Origin of the sequence: uncultured Kordia sp. (assembly GCF_947496985.1) — a bacterium.
Lineage (GTDB): Bacteria > Bacteroidota > Bacteroidia > Flavobacteriales > Flavobacteriaceae > Kordia.
The window spans coordinates 138,220-160,770 of record NZ_CANMEZ010000009.1; the positions used below are offsets into that span (position 1 = coordinate 138,220).

At 32.5% G+C, this 22,551-nt stretch carries 26 protein-coding genes; 11 read left to right on the plus strand and 15 right to left on the minus strand.

Annotated elements, in window-relative coordinates; genetic code table 11:
* The first annotated feature begins 4 nt into the window (after nt 1–4).
* Together Q0828_RS19640 and Q0828_RS19645 are read left to right on the plus strand one after the other, a co-directional pair.
* The gene (locus tag Q0828_RS19640; RefSeq protein ID WP_298425349.1) at nt 5–733 is read left to right on the plus strand and encodes a hypothetical protein; all 729 of its coding nucleotides are present in this window, start codon (nt 5–7) and stop codon (nt 731–733) included.
* A 136-nt stretch (nt 734–869) separates the two neighbouring features.
* Entirely contained in the window at nt 870–1,628 is a 759-nt protein-coding gene (locus Q0828_RS19645; protein WP_298425352.1) for a uracil-DNA glycosylase family protein, read from the plus strand.
* 59 nt (nt 1,629–1,687) lie between these two features.
* Here Q0828_RS19645 and rlmF read toward each other — a convergent pair whose 3' ends face one another.
* The 14 genes from rlmF to Q0828_RS19715 form a co-directional block, all read right to left on the minus strand.
* Nucleotides 1,688–2,611 (minus strand): 23S rRNA (adenine(1618)-N(6))-methyltransferase RlmF, encoded by a 924-nt coding sequence (gene rlmF, locus Q0828_RS19650; RefSeq protein WP_298425355.1) that lies wholly within the window; start codon nt 2,609–2,611, stop codon nt 1,688–1,690.
* A complete protein-coding gene (locus tag Q0828_RS19655; RefSeq protein ID WP_298425359.1) occupies nt 2,581–4,380 on the minus strand; it encodes a DUF885 family protein in 1,800 nt (599 codons plus the stop codon). Before Q0828_RS19655 ends, rlmF begins: the two co-directional genes overlap by 31 nt.
* A 45-nt stretch (nt 4,381–4,425) precedes the next feature.
* Entirely contained in the window at nt 4,426–5,187 is a 762-nt protein-coding gene (trpA, locus tag Q0828_RS19660; RefSeq protein ID WP_298425362.1) for a tryptophan synthase subunit alpha, read from the minus strand.
* Between the two features lie 82 nt (nt 5,188–5,269).
* Nucleotides 5,270–6,451, minus strand: coding sequence for a tryptophan synthase subunit beta (gene trpB / locus Q0828_RS19665; RefSeq protein WP_298425365.1), 1,182 nt, complete (start codon nt 6,449–6,451; stop codon nt 5,270–5,272).
* Nucleotides 6,448–6,999, minus strand: coding sequence for a hypothetical protein (locus tag Q0828_RS19670; RefSeq protein WP_298425368.1), 552 nt, complete (start codon nt 6,997–6,999; stop codon nt 6,448–6,450). Before Q0828_RS19670 ends, trpB begins: the two co-directional genes overlap by 4 nt.
* Nucleotides 6,999–7,694, minus strand: coding sequence for a phosphoribosylanthranilate isomerase (locus tag Q0828_RS19675; protein ID WP_298425370.1), 696 nt, complete (start codon nt 7,692–7,694; stop codon nt 6,999–7,001). Before Q0828_RS19675 ends, Q0828_RS19670 begins: the two co-directional genes overlap by 1 nt.
* 141 nt (nt 7,695–7,835) lie before the next feature.
* The gene (locus Q0828_RS19680; RefSeq protein ID WP_366523616.1) at nt 7,836–8,015 is read right to left on the minus strand and encodes a GIY-YIG nuclease family protein; all 180 of its coding nucleotides are present in this window, start codon (nt 8,013–8,015) and stop codon (nt 7,836–7,838) included.
* Between the two features lie 174 nt (nt 8,016–8,189).
* On the minus strand, nt 8,190–8,972 hold the full coding sequence (trpC, locus tag Q0828_RS19685; protein WP_298425373.1) for an indole-3-glycerol phosphate synthase TrpC: 783 nt from the start codon (nt 8,970–8,972) through the stop codon (nt 8,190–8,192).
* A 108-nt stretch (nt 8,973–9,080) separates the two neighbouring features.
* The gene (gene trpD, locus Q0828_RS19690; RefSeq protein ID WP_298425376.1) at nt 9,081–10,073 is read right to left on the minus strand and encodes an anthranilate phosphoribosyltransferase; all 993 of its coding nucleotides are present in this window, start codon (nt 10,071–10,073) and stop codon (nt 9,081–9,083) included.
* A 75-nt stretch (nt 10,074–10,148) separates the two neighbouring features.
* Nucleotides 10,149–10,715, minus strand: a complete 567-nt coding sequence (locus tag Q0828_RS19695; protein ID WP_298425379.1) for an aminodeoxychorismate/anthranilate synthase component II — start codon at nt 10,713–10,715, stop codon at nt 10,149–10,151.
* A 108-nt stretch (nt 10,716–10,823) separates the two neighbouring features.
* Complete coding sequence (locus Q0828_RS19700) at nt 10,824–12,218, minus strand: anthranilate synthase component I family protein (RefSeq protein ID WP_298425382.1); 1,395 nt, start codon at nt 12,216–12,218, stop codon at nt 10,824–10,826.
* A 194-nt stretch (nt 12,219–12,412) separates the two neighbouring features.
* A complete protein-coding gene (locus tag Q0828_RS19705; RefSeq protein ID WP_298425384.1) occupies nt 12,413–12,979 on the minus strand; it encodes a YceI family protein in 567 nt (188 codons plus the stop codon).
* 51 nt (nt 12,980–13,030) lie between these two features.
* Nucleotides 13,031–13,486: a MarR family transcriptional regulator gene (locus Q0828_RS19710; RefSeq protein ID WP_366523617.1), complete on the minus strand. Its 456-nt coding sequence runs from the start codon at nt 13,484–13,486 to the stop codon at nt 13,031–13,033.
* Nucleotides 13,487–13,568: 82 nt separating this feature from the next.
* Nucleotides 13,569–13,985: a hypothetical protein gene (locus tag Q0828_RS19715; RefSeq protein WP_298425387.1), complete on the minus strand. Its 417-nt coding sequence runs from the start codon at nt 13,983–13,985 to the stop codon at nt 13,569–13,571.
* 98 nt (nt 13,986–14,083) lie between these two features.
* On the opposite strand from Q0828_RS19715, the gene Q0828_RS19720 reads away from it, so the two are divergent.
* The 6 genes from Q0828_RS19720 to Q0828_RS19745 all read left to right on the plus strand — a co-directional run bounded on the left by Q0828_RS19720 (nt 14,084) and on the right by Q0828_RS19745 (nt 18,907).
* Complete coding sequence (locus tag Q0828_RS19720) at nt 14,084–15,457, plus strand: DUF1800 domain-containing protein (protein ID WP_298425390.1); 1,374 nt, start codon at nt 14,084–14,086, stop codon at nt 15,455–15,457.
* 50 nt (nt 15,458–15,507) lie between these two features.
* Nucleotides 15,508–16,698, plus strand: a complete 1,191-nt coding sequence (locus Q0828_RS19725) for a DUF1501 domain-containing protein (RefSeq protein ID WP_298425393.1) — start codon at nt 15,508–15,510, stop codon at nt 16,696–16,698.
* 62 nt (nt 16,699–16,760) lie between these two features.
* On the plus strand, nt 16,761–17,315 hold the full coding sequence (locus Q0828_RS19730) for a redoxin domain-containing protein (protein WP_298425396.1): 555 nt from the start codon (nt 16,761–16,763) through the stop codon (nt 17,313–17,315).
* Between the two features lie 9 nt (nt 17,316–17,324).
* Nucleotides 17,325–17,999: a thioredoxin family protein gene (locus Q0828_RS19735; RefSeq protein WP_298425400.1), complete on the plus strand. Its 675-nt coding sequence runs from the start codon at nt 17,325–17,327 to the stop codon at nt 17,997–17,999.
* A gap of 188 nt (nt 18,000–18,187) precedes the next feature.
* Nucleotides 18,188–18,499: a rhodanese-like domain-containing protein gene (locus Q0828_RS19740; RefSeq protein ID WP_298425403.1), complete on the plus strand. Its 312-nt coding sequence runs from the start codon at nt 18,188–18,190 to the stop codon at nt 18,497–18,499.
* A gap of 9 nt (nt 18,500–18,508) precedes the next feature.
* Nucleotides 18,509–18,907: a rhodanese-like domain-containing protein gene (locus Q0828_RS19745; protein WP_298425406.1), complete on the plus strand. Its 399-nt coding sequence runs from the start codon at nt 18,509–18,511 to the stop codon at nt 18,905–18,907.
* A gap of 5 nt (nt 18,908–18,912) precedes the next feature.
* Here Q0828_RS19745 and Q0828_RS19750 read toward each other — a convergent pair whose 3' ends face one another.
* Nucleotides 18,913–19,773, minus strand: a complete 861-nt coding sequence (locus Q0828_RS19750) for a redoxin domain-containing protein (protein WP_298425409.1) — start codon at nt 19,771–19,773, stop codon at nt 18,913–18,915.
* 160 nt (nt 19,774–19,933) lie between these two features.
* Here Q0828_RS19750 and Q0828_RS19755 point away from each other — a divergent pair, with 160 nt between their 5' ends.
* The 3 genes from Q0828_RS19755 (at nt 19,934) to Q0828_RS19765 (ending at nt 22,541) form a co-directional block, all read left to right on the plus strand.
* Entirely contained in the window at nt 19,934–21,214 is a 1,281-nt protein-coding gene (locus Q0828_RS19755; protein ID WP_298425413.1) for a DUF2851 family protein, read from the plus strand.
* An 89-nt stretch (nt 21,215–21,303) separates the two neighbouring features.
* Nucleotides 21,304–21,531, plus strand: a complete 228-nt coding sequence (locus Q0828_RS19760; RefSeq protein WP_298425417.1) for a PspC domain-containing protein — start codon at nt 21,304–21,306, stop codon at nt 21,529–21,531.
* A 2-nt stretch (nt 21,532–21,533) separates the two neighbouring features.
* Entirely contained in the window at nt 21,534–22,541 is a 1,008-nt protein-coding gene (locus Q0828_RS19765; RefSeq protein WP_298425420.1) for a potassium channel protein, read from the plus strand.
* Nucleotides 22,542–22,551: the final 10 nt, after the last annotated feature.

A 22,551-nucleotide genomic window follows, 5' to 3' on the forward strand; every position in this document is an offset into this window, starting at 1 on the left:
ATATATGTTAAGCTACTATACACCAGTATTAATTCTTCAAATCTATTGCTTGTATCATGCATACAAAAACGGCAAGGATTACTTTTGGTATCTTATGATATTCATACTTCCTGTTATTGGAGCTATTATGTATTTGTTTACACAAGTATTTAATAAAAATGATCTAGAGAAGATTTCTGAAGAAATAGTAACGGCAATAGTTCCTTCTAAAAAAGTAAAAGATGCTGAAAAACAATTGGCGTTTGCTGATACGTTTCAGAATAGAGTAGCGCTCGCGGATGCACATTTTGAAAATGGAGATTATGAAAACGCAAACATTCAGTATGAAGCAGCGTTAAAAGGGAATTTTCAGAATGATTTCTATGTTATCAAACAAATGATGGGCGCTATGAGTCAATCACAAAACTATGCAGAAGTAATTCGGTTAGCCGAAAAAATCAAAGACAATTACGAATTTGAAAAATCGCATGCACAGTTTATTTACGGATTAGCACTTGATAAATTAGGTCGAATAGAAGAAGCAGAAAAAAACCTAAAACCAATCGATCAACGGTATTCAAATTATGAAGAACGTTTAGTGTTGGCAAAGTTTTATGCTAGAAATGATAAGCGCTCAGAAGCCAAAGAAATTTTGGATGAAATCATTACAGAATCTGAACACATGACGAAACCCAATCGACGTTTATATCGTCAAGTCATTACAAATGTTAGAAAATATCGCGAAGAACTTTAAAGTAATCTGAAGATTTGAAAATATATTAATTTGAAAATGTAATTAGTGTAAGTTCACCATAAGAAATCAGAATATAAACTTTTGTCACTTTGAGTGCAATCGTGAAGTTAGAAAAGTAACTTTCAATCTATAATAAATGTTCCTCCACAAACATCCATATAAACCTTTTATCCAATCGGATACTGAAAAACTCATTGTAGGAACGTTACCGCCACCACGATTTTCCACGGGTGACTTACTCGAAAAAGATGTTGATTTTTGTTATGGGAGTTATTACAATTCACTTTGGTTGTTTATAGATAAAATTCATAATCTCAATCTGCGTTATGACAATTCTCAAGAAGCGATTGACGAACGAAAACAATTCTTAATTCAGTATAAAATTGGCGTTTGCGACATTGTAGATAGTTGCAAACGTGAAAAAATTGATGCTTCTGATTTAGGTATGCAACACATTCAATTACGTGATGTTGTTGGTTATTTGAAGAAATTTCCAAGTATTCATACCATCCTCTTTACAGGTGGAAACTCCAAAAACGGTCCTGAATATTTCTTCCGTAAACATTTAAAAAACTACAATCTCAAACTAGAAATTGTATCTGACGTTGTTCCTAGAATCCATCAATTTGATTTAAGCTTGGCGAAAGAAAAGCATCATGCTGAACTTGATTCAGTATCTCATCCAGAATTATCACATCGAGCGTGTCACATCGAGCGCAGTCGAGATGCTATTGAAATACAATCAAGAATAATAAAAACCGTCTCACTAACCTCAGCTTCTGGTGCAGCCAATCGAGCAGTCGGAAGCATTCCATTATACCGAAAACTAAAAAGCGAAAACCCAAAGTTTACCACATTTGATTTTCGCGTTTTGCAGTATAAAGAGTTTTTTTAGTGAAACCTGATTTTATCTATATTCTATGATCTAACAGCGTAGCGATCTTTTATTTTTTTCTATACAAAACTCCAAGCCACAATCCGACTCACTTTATTTCCTTGTCCCATCGGAATGGTTTTAACGGTTTTTGCATTCACACGTTTTAAGGCATCATAAATTGCAGGAAGATTGTCTTTTTTAGAAACCAGCGTTGTAAACCATGAACATTGTTTAGCAAACTGTTTACTTTCTTTAATCATATTTTTAATGAACATCTTCTCACCGCCTTTACACCACAATTCATTGCTTTGTCCCCCAAAATTGAGTTTTGTTTTTATATTTTTTGAACCTTTTAAATTCTGTAGCTTTCGAGTAGTTCCAGCCAGTGCTTCTTTGGCAGACTTATGAAAAGGAGGATTGCAAAGTGTCATGGTTATTTGATCGTTTTGCTGAATAATTCCTTTAAAAATTTGCTTTGGATTTTTTTGTTGACGAAGCTCAATTCGATCTTTTAAAACAGGATTCTTAGTAATAATTTTCTGAGCATTTTCAATAGAAACGGTGTCAATATCAGAAGCAATAAATGCCCAATCGTATTCTTGAGTTCCAATAATTGGATAGACCAAATTTGCGCCTGTTCCTATATCTAAACAAGTAATCTGTTTTCCTTTCGAGATTGTATTTTGATTAGATTCAAACAGTAAAGTTGCTAAATGATGAATATAATCTGCTCTTCCTGGAATTGGCGGACACAAATAGTTTTCTGGAATATCCCAAAAATTTATGTTGTAATAATGCTTCAATAACGCTTTGTTAAGCATTTTGACAGCAGCAGGATCAAAAAAGTTAATAGATTCATCTCCGAATTTGTTTAACTGTACAAACAGCTTTAATTCAGGACACGCTTTTATAAGTACATCAAAATCATAACGTCCCTGATGTTTGTTCAGCGGATGTAATTTAGATTGCTCTATTTTTTGTTGCTTTTTGCTTGAATCCATACATTAATTTTATCTTCTAGCAATTGCAAAGGAATACAACCTGTGCTCAATACTTGATTGTGAAATTTACGAATATCAAATGCATCACCTAATTCCTTTTCCGCTTTAGCGCGCAACTCACGAATTTTTAATTGTCCAATTTTATAAGATAAAGCTTGTCCTGGATTTGCCATATAACGTTCAATCTCAGAAATAATACTTGCCTCACTTTCAGCTTCATTATTCAACGAATATTCAATAGCTTGTTCGCGTGTCCAACCTTTTGCGTGTAACCCTGTGTCAACAACCAAACGAATGGCGCGATGCATTTCCATTCCAAGCATTCCAAAATATTGATAAGGATCTGTGTATAAACCTAATTCTTTTCCTAGAGATTCTGTATATAAAGCCCAACCTTCTCCATATGCACTATACCAAAGTGTTTTTCTAAAAGCAGGTAAATCGTTATTTTCTTGTGTCAACGAAATTTGATAATGATGCCCTGGAATTGCTTCATGTAAAAACAACGCTTCGTCAGAAAAGACATTGTATTTTGTAGCATCAGGAATTGGTGTATAAAAAATCCCTGGACGTGTTCCGTCTAATGAACCTGGATTGTATTCTGCACTCGCAGAAGCTTCTCTAAAGGCTTCCGTACGACGAACTTCAAAAGGTGTTTTTGGCTTTAAATCGAATAATTTTTCGAGTTGAGGTTTCATTCGATCATGAATCGCGTTGAAATTATCAATAATTTGTTCCGCTTCTGTATATGGCATTAATTCTTTGTTTTCTCTCACAAAATTGAAAAATGCTTTGATATCTCCTTTAAAACCTACTTGTGTTTTTACTTTTTCCATTTCAGCTAAAATTCGCGCTACTTCTTTTAATCCTAAGGCATGAATTTCATCAGCTGTCATGTTCGTTGTTGTGTAATTTCTAATAGAATGATTATAGTAAGCTTCTCCATAGGGAAGTGCAGAAATTCCGCTAGTTTTTCTTCCGGCCTTTAAGTAATCTCCTTTTAAAAATGTGTATAAATCATTAAATGATGGAATTAATTTTTCAGTCAAGATTTTAGTGTAAGCATCTGTTAATTGCTTTTTATCTTCTTCTGAAAAATCTGTAGGTAAGTTTTTAATAGGTGTATAGAATAAATGATTTTCAACTTCATTAGAAGCTAATATTTCAAATTGCGGAATAACCTTTTTGATTAAAGATATTGGCAATACAAATTCTTCCTGAATTCCTTCTTGCATGCGTTCCTTAGCCGTTTGTAACCATGTGTTATAACCTTCCAAACGCTTTAGCCAATTGTTATAATCGTTCACAGTTTTAAACGGTTGCGCACTAGCTCCACTTGCCAATTGACCAACAACTAAATTTAGTGTCCACATTTGATTTAGCGGTAATAAACGATCATTTTTAAAACTCAATTGTCTTAAATTCATATCGCAATCCCAATTCAAAATTGCTTTGCTCAATTGTTCACTCTCAGAAAGTGACGCATCATCAAAATTTGTAAGCTCTTGCTTGAATGTAGCATAATGCGTTTTCATTTTTTCTTGATGCGTATCAGACAAGAAATTTGGAAACTGATCATTGTATGTGTTGATTCCAGCAAATGTTGCGTTCAACGGATTTAATTCGAGTCCTTTTTGATAATAATTATCTAAAAATTCAGCAAAATTTTGTGTTGTTTTTGGAGTTTCGGGAGTGTTAGTTTTCTTTTCATCTTCACAAGAGATTAATGATAATATGAAGATTGAGAAGATATAAATATGTTTTTTCATTTTATGATTTTGATTAACGAATGGCTAAAAGTACTACTTTTTAGATTATCGAATATTTGAAACAAAATCAGCAATTGTTTTTGTACCGTTTTTTGTTAAGTGTTTGATAAATGCACTTCCAATAATGGCACCTTTAGCTTTGTCAGTTGCTTGATTGAAGGTTTCTCTATTAGAAATTCCAAAACCAACTATTTGCGGGTTTTTTAAATTCATAGTGCTAATTCTATCAAAGTAATCGGCTTGCGCGTTCCCGAAACTATTTTTAGCACCTGTGGTTCCTGCCGAACTTACCATATAGATAAATCCGTTAGAAATACTATCAATAAATTTAATGCGTTCTTCAGAAGTTTGTGGAGTGATCAAAAACACATTGATTAATCCATACTTTTCAAAAATTGCTTGATATTCATCGTGATATACATCCACAGGCATATCTGGAATAATCAATCCATCAATACCAACTTCTTTACATTTTGCACAAAACGCTTCAATTCCATATTGCATCATAGGATTTAAATAGCCCATTATAATCAACGGAATAGAAACGGTTTCACGAATGTTTTCTATTTGAGTAAATAAAATTTCACTTGTCATTCCGTTTTCCAACGCTTTTGTAGAACTCGCTTGAATTGTTGGTCCATCAGCTAATGGATCGCTAAAAGGCAAGCCAATTTCGATCATATCGACACCATTTTTTTCCAACTCTTGAATCACGCCAACAGTATCATCTAAACTTGGATATCCTGCCGTGAAATATATTGAGAGTAACTTTTTGTCTTCTTGTAATTTTTGGTTTATTCTATTCATGTTTAATAGTATTGGGTATTGAGCTTTTAGTATTGAGATGTAGTTTTGCCTTGTCTCACATCTCATTACTAATATCTCACTACTATAATTTAAAATAATCAATATATGTATTCAAATCCTTGTCTCCACGACCTGATAAATTCAAGATTACAATTTCATTCTCTTTGAATTTTCTTTGTTCAAAAACTGCTAGAGCATGTGAGGTTTCAATTGCAGGAATGATTCCTTCTAATTGCGATAATTCTAATCCAGCTGTCATGGCTTCATCATCTGTGATAGAAATAAATTCGGCACGTTTACTAGCATATAAATGTGCGTGCATTGGTCCAACACCAGGATAATCTAGTCCAGCAGAAATTGAATAGGGCTCTGTAATTTGTCCGTCTTTGGTTTGCATTAATAAGGTTCTACTTCCGTGAATAATTCCATCTTCACCTAATGCTGAGGTTGCAGCGCTTTCACCAGAGTGAATTCCTTTCCCAGCAGCTTCCACAGCAATTAAATTGACACGTTCGTCATCTAAATACTGATAAAAAGCGCCAGCAGCATTGCTTCCACCACCAACACAAGCAATTACATGATCAGGATACGAACGACCTTCTTTTTCTTGTAATTGCCATTCCATTTCTTCAGAAATAACTGCTTGAAAACGTGCCACCATATCTGGATACGGATGTGGACCAACTACTGAACCAATGATGTAATGTGTATTTACAGGATTGCTAATCCAATCGCGAATGGCTTCGTTTGTAGCATCTTTCAAGGTTCTACTTCCAGATAGTGCTGCACGAACTTCTGCACCTAACATTTTCATACGTGCTACATTTGGCGCCTGGCGTGCAATGTCAATTTCGCCCATATATACAATACATTCCATGCCCATTAATGCACAAACGGTTGCAGTTGCAACACCGTGTTGTCCAGCGCCAGTTTCAGCAATAATTCTAGTTTTCCCCAAACGTTTCGCCATCAATATTTGTCCGATGGTATTGTTAACTTTGTGCGCGCCTGTATGGTTTAAATCTTCACGTTTTAGGTAAATTTTTGTATTGTATCTTTCAGATAAACGTTTGGCATAAAATAGAGGTGAAGGACGACCAACATAATCTTTCAGCAATTGTTTGAATTCTTTTTGAAAAGAATCTTCATACATAATCTCCAAATACTTTTGGCGTAATTCTTCTACATTCGGATATAACATTTCAGGAATGTACGCGCCGCCAAATGTGCCATAATATCCTTTTTCATTAACGTGATAACTCATGATTTTATATATTTTTTAAATGTGTTGCTGTAATTATCTTGGTACATGATTTTCGTAATTTGTTTAAATTTCTCTTTGATTGGATCTTGAAGAATACCTTGTGCATTAAAGTGATTTATGGTAGCGTTTTTGTTTGAAACTTTTTCAATATATCCAATAGAGAAATATTGATGCTTTTCACGTTCACATTCTACAATGACGCATTCTTCTTGTTTCTTTAAACTTTTAAAAGTGGTTTTAAATGAAGTAATATCAATGGTATTATAACTTTTTGTTATTTTTTTTAATATTTCTGGACATTCGTTCTTTAAAATCATTTCAAAATATTTGTCAGTTTTATTGCGTCTGATCTCTAAAATTGTATTGACAGGAATGCAATTTAAACCTGAGAAAAAGAATTCATCAATGGTTGCAATTACAATAAAAGTGTCAGAATGTGCGAGTATATAACCTGTAATATCTGTAAAGTTTTCATTGTTGAATCCTCTACGAATTTTTACATAATTTTTGTTCTTTATGTATTTTGCTATTGTTTTTTTAATACTCATTATATAACGTCTTTAAAACTTTTTAAATCTTCAATGTTTTTCAAACCTGGAACGATTTCAAATTTACTATTTACATCTAAAGCATAACAATGATTGGAAGCTTTACTTTTCAAAAAATCATTCAATTTTGTGATGGTTTCCAAGCTAATTCCACCGCTTAAAAAGAAAGGTTTTGTAGATGGGTAGTTTTCCAATACTTTCCAATCAAACGTAACGCCATTTCCGCCAGGTAATTTTCCTTTCGTATCAAATAAAAAATAGTCAACACAAGATTCGTACAGTTTCAAAGTGTCAAAATCAAATTCATCTTTTATGGAGAATACTTTGATGATTTCCACAGACGAGTTTCGTTCGTTGAAATCATCATGCTGAACTTGATTCAGCATCTCATCAGTTGCATCTCGACTGCGCTTGATGTGACACTTTTCCTTTAACTCTTGACAAAATTCAGGACTTTCATTTCCATGTAATTGTACAGTTTGTAAATCGTATAGTTTTATTTTATGTAGAATTTCTTCAATGGAAGCATTTACAAATACGCCAGTTTTTTTGATTCCTTTTGGAATTTCTGGAATAATTGTATCAAAAAAACGTGATGATTTTTCGTAGAATATAAAACCCAAATAATCAGGTTGTAAGTTACTTACAGCCATCATATTGTCTTCGTATTTCATTCCGCATATTTTGAGTTTCATAGTAAAACTTGTTTTACATTCCCGAGAAATCGGGAATTTGTTTTTTTTCATTTCTTGTGCGATGCTGAATCAAATTCAGCATGACGTTCTGTAGCAATTTACGTCATCCTGAACTTGATTCAGGATCGCATAGCCTTTGTTTTATAGATTAATTGTTTCCAATGATGGATTCAATTTCTTTATTAATTCGATTTTCCAATCTCTTTTCCAGTTTTTTAATTGTTTCTCTCTAGCAATCGCTTGATTTATGTCTAAAAATTCTTCGTAATACACTAAATCAGTTACGTTATATTTTTTTTGTGAATTCAGAACCTTTTCCATCAATATGTGAAATTATTCTATTTTTTTAATCTGCTGTAATGCCAATGTAGAAAGTAGTTCTGTATGTATTCGTGAGTATGTATATATAACTTTTTTTCATTTCTTGTGCGATGCTGAATCAATACTGAATCTAGTTCAGCACATGGTTCAGCATGACGACGTTTTGATTAACTTTCAGCTCAATTGATTAACAAACTCCAACGCACTTTTGCCTGGGTTTTCAGTTTTCATAAAGTTTTCACCAATTAAAAAACCTTGATAGCCAAAAGGTTTCAAATCCTTGATCGCTTCTATAGAACTAATGCCACTTTCAGACACTTTTACAAAATCATCAGGAATATGCGTCGATAGTTCTTTGCTGATATCCGTACTTACTTCAAAAGTCTTTAAGTTTCTATTATTCACACCTAACATATCTAAAGAAGGCATGATTGATTTTTGTAATTCTTCCAAGTTGTGAACTTCTAACAAAACATCTAAACCTAAACTTTTTGCTGTTTCTGAAAGCGTTTTGATTTCTTCTCTTTTCAATACTGCCGCAATTAATAAAATGACATCTGCGCCGTGTGCTTTTGCTTCTAGAATTTGATATTCGTCAATGATGAATTCTTTTCTGAGAATTGGTAATTGCGCACTCGCTCTTGCTAATAATACATCATCTAACGAACCGCCAAAGTATTTTCCATCGGTTAAGACAGACATTCCACAAACACCAGCATGTTCATATCCTTTTGCAACATCTTCCACACTCGCATTTTGATTGATTACACTTTTGGAAGGAGAACGCCTTTTAAATTCTGCGATGATTCCTGTATTGCTTTCACGCAAAGCATTTGCTAATGAAGCAGTTTCACGTTCAAATAATACAGAAGCTTCCAATTGTGTTGTTGGAATGATACTTTTTTTAAGTGCAACTTCTTTGTATTTGTCTGCTATTATTTTATCTAAAATAGTCATATTTATTTTCCGCGAAAGCGGTAATATATTTGGTTATTATTCTCGCAAAAGCGGGAAACTTATTATTCTTATTGTGAGATGCTGAATCAAGTTCAGCATGACGCTATACTAGTGACTCAATTCCTGTAATTTCTTTAAAACTCCTAACGCTTTTCCAGATTGTAAGGATTCTTTGGCAATTTCGAAACCTTCTTTGGCTTGTAAACCTTTTACGGTAGCGATCGCCATTCCTGCATTGGCGCAAACCACATTATTTTGTGGATCTGTTCCTTTTCCTTCTAAGATGTTTGTGAAAATTTCAGCCGCCGAAGCTACAGAATCGCCACCATAAATTGATGCTTGTGTGTGTTGTGGAACGCCAAAATCTTCAGGAGTTAGCATTTCTTCTGAATTGTTTCTGATTGCTTTTGTGGCACCTGTTAATGATATTTCATCATATCCATCTAATGCGTGCAAAATGGTATAGTTTTTATCAGTATTTTGATATAAGTAGCCATACATTCTTGCCAATTCTAAGTTGAAAACACCAACCATTTGATTTTTCGGAAACGACGGATTTACCATTGGACCTAACATATTGAAGAAGGTTTTTACACCTAAAGCTCTACGAATTGGCGCCACATTTTTCATAGCTGGATGAAATAAAGGCGCGTGCAAAACACAAATTCCAGCTTTGTCAATTGATTTTTCTAGAAAGTCTGTATCGTTTGTAAATTTTATACCTAAATGTTCCATGACATTGGATGAACCACTTACGGATGAAACACCATAGTTTCCGTGTTTGGCAACTTTTACGTCAGCGCCCGCTGTAATGAACGAAGCTAAAGTTGAAATGTTGAACGTATCTTTTCCATCGCCGCCAGTTCCGCATAAATCAATTGCGTTATACGCAGATAAATCTACAGGAATACATAATTCTAACAGCGCATCTCTAAAGCCTTTGAGTTCTTCAATGGTTACACTTCGCATCATGAAAACAGTTAGGAAAGAAGCAATTTGACTCGGATTGTACATGTCTTTTGAAATGTTGACAATCACCTGTTTGGCTTCTGCTTCTGAGATGCTTTCGTGATTGATAAGTCTATTTAATAATTTTTTCATGTTGTTTTTTTATAGTATTGAGAAGTGAGTACTTAGTATTGAGAAATCTCTATACTCATTTCTAATATCTCATATCTAATTTCTTACCCAGTTTTCTAAGATTTGTTTTCCATGAGGTGTTAATACAGATTCTGGATGATATTGTACGCCACGTACATCATATTCTTTGTGACGAAGCGACATGATTTGTCCGTTTTCATCAAAAGAGGTTGCTTCTAAGTTTTCTGGTAATGGACTGGCAACAATCCAAGAATGATAACGTCCGACATCAAAAGATTTTGGCAAACCGTCAAATAATGATTCGTCTGTTACAGATAGTTCTACTTTGGTGGCAACTCCATGATATACTTCCGCCAAGTTGGATAACGAACCGCCAAATACTTCTCCAATAGCTTGTTGTCCTAAACACACACCTAAAATGCTTTTGGTTGCGGCATATTTTGCAATAATTGGTTTCAATAAACCTGCTTCATCAGGAATTCCTGGTCCTGGCGAGAGAATGATTTTTTCGTATGCATCTACTTCTTCTAACGAAAGTTGATCGTTTCTCTTTACGGTAACATCACAATCTAAATCTTCTAAATAGTGAACAAGATTGTATGTGAAACTATCGTAATTATCTATGACTAGTATTTTTTTCATTGTTGTCTTTTTTAGTATTGAGATTTATCAATTTTAGTTTCAAATTGTTCTCGACTGCGCTCGAACTGACATTATCATTTAAAATTTTACATTCAACATTTATAATTCCTAAATCGTTTCAGCAATTTCCAATGCCGTGTTTAATGCTCTTAATTTGTTATATACTTCTTGATTTTCGTTTTCTTCTGATGATTTTGCTACAATTCCTGCGCCTGCTTGGTAATGTAGTTTATGGTTTTTGCTTAAAAATGTTCTGATCATAATCGCATGATTGAAGTTTCCGTCAAAGTCCATAAAACCAATGGCGCCGCCATAAAAGTCACGATTAGAGGTTTCATATTTTTCAATAAGTTGCATTGCTTTGTGTTTTGGCGCACCGCTTAGTGTTCCTGCTGGAAATGTATCTGCAACAACTTGCATGGTTAATGCATTTTTATGCTTTTGTGCTGTTACTTTTGATACTAAATGAATTACATGTGAAAAGAATTGTAATTCTTTATAAGTTTCTACTTTTACTTGGTTTCCATTTCTGCTTAAATCGTTTCGTGCTAAATCGACTAACATGACATGTTCTGCATTTTCCTTTGGATCGTCAAATAGTTCTTTGGCAGATTGTGCATCTTCTTCATCATTTCCAGTACGTTTAAAGGTTCCGGCAATTGGATGAATTTCTGTATGATTGTCTTGAACAACGAGTTGTGCTTCTGGCGAAGAACCAAAGATTTTGAAATCACCATAATCGAAATAGAATAAGTATGGAGAAGGATTGATGCTTCTTAGCGCACGATATACATTGAATTCGTCACCTTTAAATTTTTGGATAAATCTTCTTGATAAAACTAACTGAAATACATCTCCACGGTAACAATGTTTTTTGGCTAAAGCCACATTTTGTTTAAACTGTTCGTCGTTTAAATTAGAAGTACGCTCTCCATCAATTTTAAAATTGTAAGTTGTAAAGTTTTTGGAGCTCAATAAATGCTCAATAGTAGCAATGTTATCTTCTTTCTCATAACAATGAGAAAAAATATACGCTTCATTTTTGAAATGATTGAACGCAATGATGTTTTGATACACTGCATAATACATGTCTGGAATATTAAGCGATTGTTCTTTTTTAGAAATTTCTACATCTTCAAAATAACGAACAGCATCATATGCAATGTAACCGAACAATCCGTTATTGATAAACTTGAAATCGTTTTTATCGGTTTTAAACTGTTGAGAAAATTCATGAATTAATGCAGGTACATCAGTAGTTTCATCAATTGCAATGACATTTTTTTCTCCATTTGGATATTCGCGCGTAAGCGTTTCATTTTCTACCTTAATACTCGCAATTGGATTGCAACATACATACGAAAAACTGTTTCCACTTGCGTGATAATCACTACTTTCTAGCAATAGACTATTTGGGTATTTATCTCTAATTTTGAGATATACACTTACTGGCGTTATCGTGTCTGCCAGAATTTTTTTGTAGGTCGTTTTTAAAGAATACATAGTTCAGTTTGTTTCAAAAAAAAAGACTTGTCGTGATTGACAAGTCTTTTTCTATATCTATTATTAGTAAATAAGGACTTCGCTCACGATTTTTGAGTTCGTAAGTTCCACCACCAAGTATTTACTAAATTTGTGTTCATTTTTGTTTTTACTGTAACAAATATATGAATGAATTCTAAAAAGAAAAAAGTTTTTTAGAATTTTAATTTTACAACTAAATCAAAGTCATCGTAAATAGCTTTGTCTTTTAATCCGTCAATGAAAGAAGCTGAACCATATTTGATTCCATATTTAGTACGGTCTACTTTTAATTTTGCAACTCCAGATTTTTCTTTTAACGTAATATCAAAGGCAATAGGTGATGTTTTTCCTTTAATAGTTAAGTTAGCGTTAACTCTATAGGTGTTTGTAGCAGTTTCTACTACTTCTTTAAACTTTAATAATGCTTCTGGAAACTTTGCTGTACCAAAGAAATCTTCAGACTTTAAATGTCCATCTAATTTCCCTTTGTACTCTCCACTAAGATCTGTAGTGTTAATAGATGTCATGTTAATAGTGAACATACCACCAACTAACTTTCCGTCTTTAAAGTTTAAGGTTCCATTTTTGAAATCAATAGTTCCTTCGTGTTGTCCTGTTACTTTGTAGCCTGTCCATTTAATTGAGCTTTCTTTTGTGTCAATTTTTTTGTCTTGTGCAAAAGTTGTTGTTACGGTAGCTACTAAAAAGATCGCTACTAATGATAAAATACGTGTTTTCATTTTTTTGTTTTTATATCTATTTTAAATTTTAGGGCAATTTTACAAGGATTGCTAACCTCTTAATTTTTCTAATAAAGTATTTAAGATTTCTGTTTCTTCTGTAGTTAGTGGTTGTATCGTTTTTTCTTCTAATTCATTAAGTTTTGGATCAATTGTGTTTAATAAATCCAATCCATTTTTTGTGATGATGATTTCTACTTTTCTACGATTTTCAGGACAAATAGTTCGTTCTACTAACCCTTTTACAATTAACTTATCAATAAGGCGTGTTGTATTACTATTCTTATGAACCATGCGTTCTTGAATGGTAGCTAGGTTGGCTGGTTTTCCTTTTTGACCTCTTAAAATACGCAACACATTAAATTGTTGCGAAGAAATATCATACTGTTTGAAAAAGTCTAAGAATTTCTGAGATAATAAATTATTCGTAATCATGAAATTCAATGCTGTTCGCTTTGCCAAAGGCAACACAGCATCACTTTTTAATATATCATTTAATTTAATCATTGTATGTACAATATTTGTCTATACAAATGTAGTGATATTTTGAAAATAGAAAAGAAGAGTAGTGTTAAAATTTCATTAAAAGTTATTTTAGAATTTCAACTTTTCCGTTTTTATGTGTTTCAAAAAGGTATGTAAAGCCATCTGGATATCCAATATGCCATCGATCAGCTAGAAAATAAAAATTGAGATTATCACCAATAAGTTTCTTCTTATGGTATCTTTTTTTAGGATGTATTCGCTTAATATGTAAGCTGTCATTTTGTTGTGGTTGATACTCAAAATCGAATCTGTTTTTTGAATTTAGTTCTTTTAAAATATACTCTGGAAGTAATTCGTCAAGTTGCACCGAAGGTTCCATTAGCATTCCATCCATAGCAATATCGTTAAGTCCAGATACACGTTCGAGTGTCCAAACATAATATATATCTTTTCTATGTTTATTCGCTTCTAAGTTTTCTGCACAACTGCAAAATCGAATAACGGATATGGGTTTACACATGCTGTTTTAGATTAAAAATAAATGAATTCTAATTGAACTTAAAAATACCAAATTAAACTTTTCTAACGTTCTAAAGTCATACTTACAAATAATTTGTTATGACTTCAAAAGAAATAATTCACTTATATAATAGAACAGGTTTTGGAATTTCGTATCTAGAAATGAAGGCATTGCAAAGTGAATCAAGAGTTTCAGTTGTAAATGAAGTTTTTAGAAACTCAGCGACTTTTACACCATTACAGGTTGATATTTCGGAATTGCGGTCTAAGATGAAAGGATTAAATATGAAAGATCGTAAAAAGGTGCGATCACTTGTGAAAGACAGTACAAAGAAAGTTCATGAATTGAATATTGCTTGGATTTACAGATTGGGTGCTACAAAAAAGTTGTTGCGTGAAAAGATGACACTCTTTTGGGCAAATCATTTTGTGTGTCATGATAAAAACATTCTTCATATACAACAATACAATAATACACTTCGCAAGCATGCGCTAGGTAATTTTAAAGATTTTGTCATAGCAATTGCTAAAGAAGCTTCTATGATTAAATATTTAAACACAAAACAAAATCGTAAGAAGAAACCAAATGAGAATTTTGCACGTGAATTAATGGAATTGTTTACGCTTGGACGCGATCAATATGCTGAAAAAGATATTAAAGAAGCTGCACGCGCATTTACAGGCTGGAATCATGATATAAGAGGTGAATTTCGTTTTCGTAGATTTCAACATGATTATGAAGAAAAAACATTTTTTGGTGAAACAGGAACTTTTGGAGGTGAAGAAATTATTGAAATCATCCTTAAAAAGAAACAATGTGCCACATTTATTTGTGAAAAAATATACAAGTATTTCGTAAATGATCAAATTGATGCTTCACATGTAGCAGAAATGGCAACTATGTTTTATAAAGATTATGATATTGAAAATTTGATGCGATTTGTATTCTTATCAGATTGGTTTTATGATGAAAAAAACATAGGAACCAAGATAAAATCACCCATGGAATTTTTAGTAGGAATTCATAGAGTTGTGCCAATGCGGTTTGAAAAAGAACGCGAATTAGTGTATCTGCAAAAGTTACTAGGGCAGCATTTATTGTTTCCGCCAAATGTAGCAGGTTGGAAAGGTGGACGCAATTGGATTAATCCAAATACGATGATGTTACGATTGAATTTACCTTCTGTATTACTCGCAAACGGAATTATTGCGTTGGATGAAAAAGGCGCGTTTGAAGATGATTTTCAACGTTTCAATACACGAAAAAATAGACAACGAAAACTGAAGGTAAAAGCAGATTGGGAAACATTTACAACACAGCAAAAAAATGTTACTCCAGAACAATTACAAAATGCTCTATTGGTTAGTCCCATAAATAAAGGAACGGAAGAGTATTTAGAGAAATTAAAGGAACAAAATTTAAAGGAATCGTGTATTCAATTGATGTCACTACCAGAATATCAATTGTGTTAAACGTATACTAATGAGATTCCCATTTTTATGGGAATATAAAACAAGTTTGTATGAAACGAAGAGATTTTTTAAAACGGACATCATTGGCAAGTACGGCATTGTTGTTGCCAAAATTTTTATCAGGATTCAACTTGATTGATGAAGCGATTGCTACAGGAAAAAAATTAGTGATTATTCAGCTTTCAGGCGGAAATGATGGCTTAAATACGATTGTTCCATTTCGAAATGATGTCTATTATCAAAAACGTCCGTCATTAGCACATCAAAAAAGTAATTTAATCGGAATTACAGATGAAATAGGTTTCCATGAAAGTCTAATTGCGCATAGCAACTTATATAATAACGGAGAATTGTGTATTATTAACAATGTAGGCTATCCAAATCCGAATCGTTCACACTTTCGTTCTACTGATATTTGGCATACGGCAAGTGATGCAGACCAGTATTTACAATCAGGTTGGATTGGCAGGTATTTAGATGCTTCCAAAAGTAAATCGTTGGATGCCATAGAAGTTGATGATACCTTGTCTTTATTAATGAAAGGAAGCAAAACGGACGGAATTGCCACGAAAAACCCAAATATTTTTTATAGAACCACACAAGCACCGTATTTCAAAAAAGTAGTTTCACATCATGATGATGCACACTTGAATGAACATAATTTGGGCTATTTATACAAAACAATGGTAACGGCTTCGTCTTCTGCAAAGTACATTTATGAAACTTCAAAAACTTATACTTCAAAAACTACGTATCCTAATAATGAGTTTTCAAAACAACTGAAACAAGTGGCACAGTTTATCAATTCAGGATTACAAACAAAAGTATATTATGCGTCACTTGGCGGATTTGATACACATGCGAATCAGGCAAATAAACAAAAACGATTATTGAAAGTATATGATGAAGCTATGGAAGCTTTTATCAAAGATTTAAAACAAGAAGATTCATTTAAAGACACATTAATCTTAACTTTTTCTGAATTTGGACGTCGTGTACAACAAAATGCAGCAAATGGAACTGATCATGGAACGGCAAATCAAGTCTTCTTAATAGGAAGTCAATTGAAAAAACAAGGTTTTTACAACCCGATGGCAAATTTGTCAAATTTAGATTCTATTGGAGATTTGAAATACGATATTGATTTCAGAGAGATTTATACATCTGTTTTAAACAACTGGCTGGATATTGATGCGAAGAAAGTGATGCACAAATCATTTAAAGGTTTAAATATTGTTTAAATTTTGTTAAACAAACATACATCAAATCTAGTTTTCGTATTTTTAGGCTGAAAACCATCAACATGTTACAAAAGAGTATTTTTATTAGTATTTGTATATTGTTTTTTTCGTGTAAAAGCGAAACCAAACAAACAAACGTTGCTTCCGTAGATACAACTTCAAAAGTAGAGGCAAAACTAAATGCAGAAGCAAAAACAACAACGACTGAAATTCCAGTTTTAAATTTTGAACAATTTGAAAAATATCTTCAAATTGATGATGATAATATTCATGTCGTAAACTTTTGGGCAACCTGGTGTGCACCTTGTGTAAAAGAATTGCCATATTTTGAGGCTGTAAATGCAGCATACAAAGGCAAAAATGTAAAAGTATTATTAGTAAGTTTAGATTTTAATCTCAAGAAATTAAATGTATTCTTAGCAAAAAACGAATTAAAATCTGAAAAAGTGTTGTTAGATGATCCCGATCAAAATGCCTGGATTTCGAAAGTGTCCAAAGATTGGTCTGGTGCTATTCCTGCAACGGTAATTTACGGAAAAGGAAAACGAAAATTCTATGAGCATTCGTTTACTCAAGCAGAATTAGAAAGTGAACTCAGAAATTTTATAAACCAATAAACCCGCAAAATGAAAACATTAAAATTAGCAGTATTAGCCATACTTTTTATTACTTTTTCATGTAAGGATAAAAAGAAAGAAGATACTACAAATGCAAAAGCAAAAACAATTGCAGAAAATGTAGAAAAACCTAAAAAGGAAGTCAATAATGGATACCAAGTTGGAGATATCGTTAAAGATTTTTCGTTGAAAAATGTTGATGGAGAAATGATCTCTATGGGCAATTTTAAAGATGCTAAAGGATTCATTCTTACGTTTACATGTAATACATGTCCATATTCTGTAGCGTATGAAGATAGATTAATTGAGTTGGATAAAAAATACGCAAGCAAAGGATATCCTGTAATTGCAATTAACCCGAACAGTCCAGAAGCAAGACCAGACGATAGTTATGAAAAAATGCAGGTACGTGCTAAAGAAAAAGGATTTACATTTCCGTACATGTTAGATGAAGGGCAAAAAGTATATCCACAATTTGGGGCTACAAGAACGCCGCATATGTATGTAATTGCTAAAACACCAAAAGGACATCAAGTTAAGTATATTGGCGCTATTGACGATAATTATAAGGATGCTGAAGCAGTTTCAAAACGTTATGTAGAAGATGCAGTGAATGCTTTGTTAGAAGGAAAAGAAGTTGAAGTAAAAACAACGAAAGCAATTGGATGTTCAATTAAAGTGTAGTTACTCACTTTAACAAAAATTCAATTTGATGATTTGAAAATTGAATGTATTGTTTTTAAAAAATATAAAGGCACAACTTTTGCCTTGAAAAAACCGAAGTTAAAGACTTCGGTTTTTTTATGGAGGAAAATATTCTGAAAAAGTTTAACTTTGAAAATAAAACCGCAAACAACTATTTACAATAAGCTATGGCAGATTTAACGCAACAAGAATGGCAAGAACAACTTGCAAAAGATACAAACGCAGTAATCATAGACGTTCGTACACAAGATGAAGTGGACGAAGGATACATTCCAAACGCAAAACATATTGATATCTTCTTAGGACAAGGATTTATGGATGAAATTCAAAAATTAGACAATTCTAAAAACTACTATGTGTATTGCAGATCAGGAGGAAGAAGTGGACAAGCATGCGCTGTGATGAATAGTTTAGGTTTTGAAAACACCTATAATTTAATGGGTGGATTCTCAGAATGGGAAGGTGATAAGACAAACTAATTCTATTTTATGCAATTCAAAAAACTAACTTTCGGACTACTGATGCTATCTTCTATACTTTCTTTTTTCGGTTGTAGTAATTCTCCAAAAGAGAACAATGTATCTGTAACAGAACTTCACAGTTTGTTAGCAGATGAAAACATCACGGTTTTAGATGTTAGAACTCCAAAAGAAATTGCACAAGGTAAAATTACCACAAATGCATTGGAAGCTGATTTTTTTGAAGATAACTTTATAGAAGAAGCTACTTCTAAAATATCCAAAGACCAAACAATATATGTGTATTGTAAAGGTGGAAGAAGAAGTGCAAAAGCTGTGGTGAAACTTCGAGAATTGGGCTATTCAAAAGTATACAATGTGGAAGGCGGAATTAACGCTTGGAAAGCAAAAGATTACGAAATAGAATAACAAAATTAAATATTTGCATCAATCACTTTGAGCAATTCAGCTGGTTCAGGTCGAACTCTGTAATTATCAGCCTGATTGATGTAAATTATTTTTTCTTTAGAGTCTGTAATAATAACTGTTGGTAACACGACATCTTTCTTAAAACCGAAAACCTGAAAACCAAACGGTAAACCATTCTTTGCAAAAATTGCTAACTCTTTAGCAACTTTTCCATCAACATCTACCAAAAATTGAAAATCTAACGAATGTTTTTTAGTTAGTTTTTTAGTAAAATCATGTGGTTGCGAACTCACAAAAACAGTATTGATATTTCTATCGGTTAGTTCTTCATGTTTAGAAATCATTTCTTTAATCTGCGCCATGCAAAACGGACACCAATTTCCTCGGTAAAAAATAAAAATACTTGGCGTGCCTGCAAAAAGATCAGAAGTAACTGTTTTACCATTACTATCTTCAAAAGAAAGTTTTGGCAACTGTTGTTCAACTTTCAAAATAGAATTTTCTTGTGCATCTCTATCTTGAAAATATGAATACCAAACTAAATATAAAACCCAGCCAAATGTTAGTGCAAGATTTAAAATAGTACACATTAAGTGCATTTTTTCATATAAGTTTCCAACAATAAAACTCAATATACAACCCAGAAATACCAAAAATGTATATGCTTTTAAAATACTATCGGTACGCGGTAAAGGTTTTATGAAAACACGTGCAAAGAAAAATACAATACTAGCAGCTGTAATAAAATGAGCAACATGTTGAATCATTATTTCTGAACGGAATAAATGAAGTATACCATCTATGGTTGCGACTAAAGCAAGCGCAGGAAAAATAACAATAAAAATAGACTTACTTAGGGAGTTCATGTAAAAAAGTGTGCTAATTTCGATTAGATATCAGAAATATTTGTACTTTACAATGTATAAAATAAAATGTAAAAAAGTATATTTTTACACTATTAATCTTACAAAGAATACTAAATCTCTTTTCCCCATTGAAATTATTAAAAACTTAATAATTATCTATATGACTGTGAAAGAGGATTTTCTGTATTATTTATGGAAATTTAGCAAGCTTCAGCTACAAAAATTACAAACGACAGATGGCGACACTATTCAAATCGTCAATTTAGGAATACACAATACACATGCAGGACCTGATTTTTTCAATGCACGAATTCGTATCGGAAATCAACTCTGGGCAGGAAACGTGGAAATGCATGTAAATGCTTCGGATTGGTTTGTGCATCATCATGAAAAAGACAAAAACTATGACAATGTAATTTTACATGTCGTTTGGAATCATGATATTGAAATTCATCGCAAAGACAATTCCGTCATTCCAACATTATTACTTAAAAAGTATGCAGCATTAGCACAAGTTAACAACTATATAAACTTAGTAAATACACCAAAAAAGTGGATCAATTGCGAAACTGATTTTCCTGTGTTAAAAGAATTTCAATTTAGTAATTGGATTGAACGTTTATATGTAGAACGCTTGGCGCGAAAAGCCTCAGAAATAGAACAACTAGTCGTAAAAATGAAACATGATTGGGAAGCTATTTTATTTCAATTATTAGCGAAAGGTTTTGGGTTAAAATTGAATAGCGAAGCCTTTTTCGAAGCATCGCAAACAATTGACTTTTCCATCATTCGAAAACTAAGCAGTAATCAAATTACCTTAGAAGCGTTTCTATTTGGAAGCTTTGGATTGCTTTCGCAAGAAGTAACTCAGGAAGTATATCATACAAACTTGCAAAATGAATTTGAATACATTGCAAATAAATTTAATTACAAAAGAAGCAAACATCTTCAAATACAATTTTTTAGAACACGACCTGCAAATTTTCCAACCATTCGTGTTTCGCAATTAGCGATGCTGTATCATCAAGAAACATCTTTATTTTCAAAACTTATAAAGTCTACTTCAATTTCCGAAATGTATACTATTTTACAAGTTGCAACTTCAGAATTTTGGGAAACACATTATACTTTTGAAAAAAGTTCACCGAGTCGAAAAAAAATAGTATCAAAAAAATTCATAGATGTATTACTCATCAACGCAATTATTCCTTTAAAATATAGTTATGAAAAATATTTAGGAAAATCACCTATTGAATCAATACTAGCATTCCTAAAAACAGTAGAACCAGAAAAAAACACCATCATTCAAAAATTTGCAGAAAAAGAAATCATAATAGAAAACGCTTTGCAAACACAGGCATTATTAGAATTAAAGAAAAACTATTGCGATAAGCAAAAATGCTTGGAATGTGCTGTTGGAAATTCATTAGTACAATCGTGATATCTTTTTGAAAAGAAATAAGAAGTGTTTGTACAAAAAACTTTATCTTGCAATAGATGTGTAAAACACATTATGACAAATAAAAAGCAATGAAATTCATATACAAGCTACGGTATTTTTTCGAAAAACATGGTTTCGGTGCGTTGTCCCGATTGGCAGAACGTTTAGGAATGCGTGCAAAAAATGTGCGTTTATTTTTCATATATGTCACATTTGCAACATTAGGTGTTAGTTTTGGATTATACCTAACATTGGCTTTTGTATTGCGATTAAAAGACTTAATTTACACCAAACGAACTTCTGTATTTGACTTATAATTATGTATAGATTTTTCAAGTCAAAATTCTACCTTGCTTTATCACTACTTATCTTTGTGTTTTCAGTAGGCGTTTTTGGATTTCGTATGATTTCTAACGCCAATTGGATTGATGCTATTTACATGACAGTAATTACCGTAACAACTGTTGGTTTTAAAGAAGTTGTTCCGTTAGACGAATCTGGGAAATTATTCACAGTATTCTTAATTATCATAAGTGTATTTGTATTTGCATATGCAATTTCTGTAATTACTGAATATATATTAAGTAGAAGTACACTTAAAAATATTATACAACGCAAGACCTTAAAAAAAATCAGACGCATGGAAAATCATATCATTATTTGTGGATTTGGAAGAAATGGAAAACAAGCTGCTGAAAAATTGAATGCGCACAACCAAGAATTTGTCATAATAGAAAAAGATAGAGCAATCATTGAGCGTTATGAAGATTCTGAAACATACTTTGTAGAAGGAAATGCAAGTGAAGATGAAGTATTACAAAAAGCAGGAATAGAACAAGCAAAATGTTTAATAACTGCATTGCCAAGTGATGCTGATAACTTATTTGTGGTGCTTTCTGCGCGTCAAATAAATAAAAAATTACTTATCATAAGCAGAGCTTCTCAGGAAACATCGTATAAAAAATTAAAACTGGCTGGAGCTGATAATGTAATCATGCCTGATAAAATAGGTGGAGAACATATGGCTTCGTTGGTAGTAGTTCCAGATTTGGTAGAATTCATTGATAACCTTTCTATTAGTGGAGACAATACCACAAATGTGGAAGAAATAAAAATGGAAGATTTAGCAAGTTCAGGAAAGGAAATAACACTAAAAGAATTGGATCTTCGGAAACAAACAGGTTGTACCGTAATTGGTTACAAAACACCTGCAGGTGAATACATCATTAATCCAGAAGCAGAACTCAAACTAGCTAAAGAATCCAAAATAATTGTCTTAGGTCGTCCTGAACAAATAGAATTATTAAACCAGAAATATAATCTGTAGAAAGCGTTGA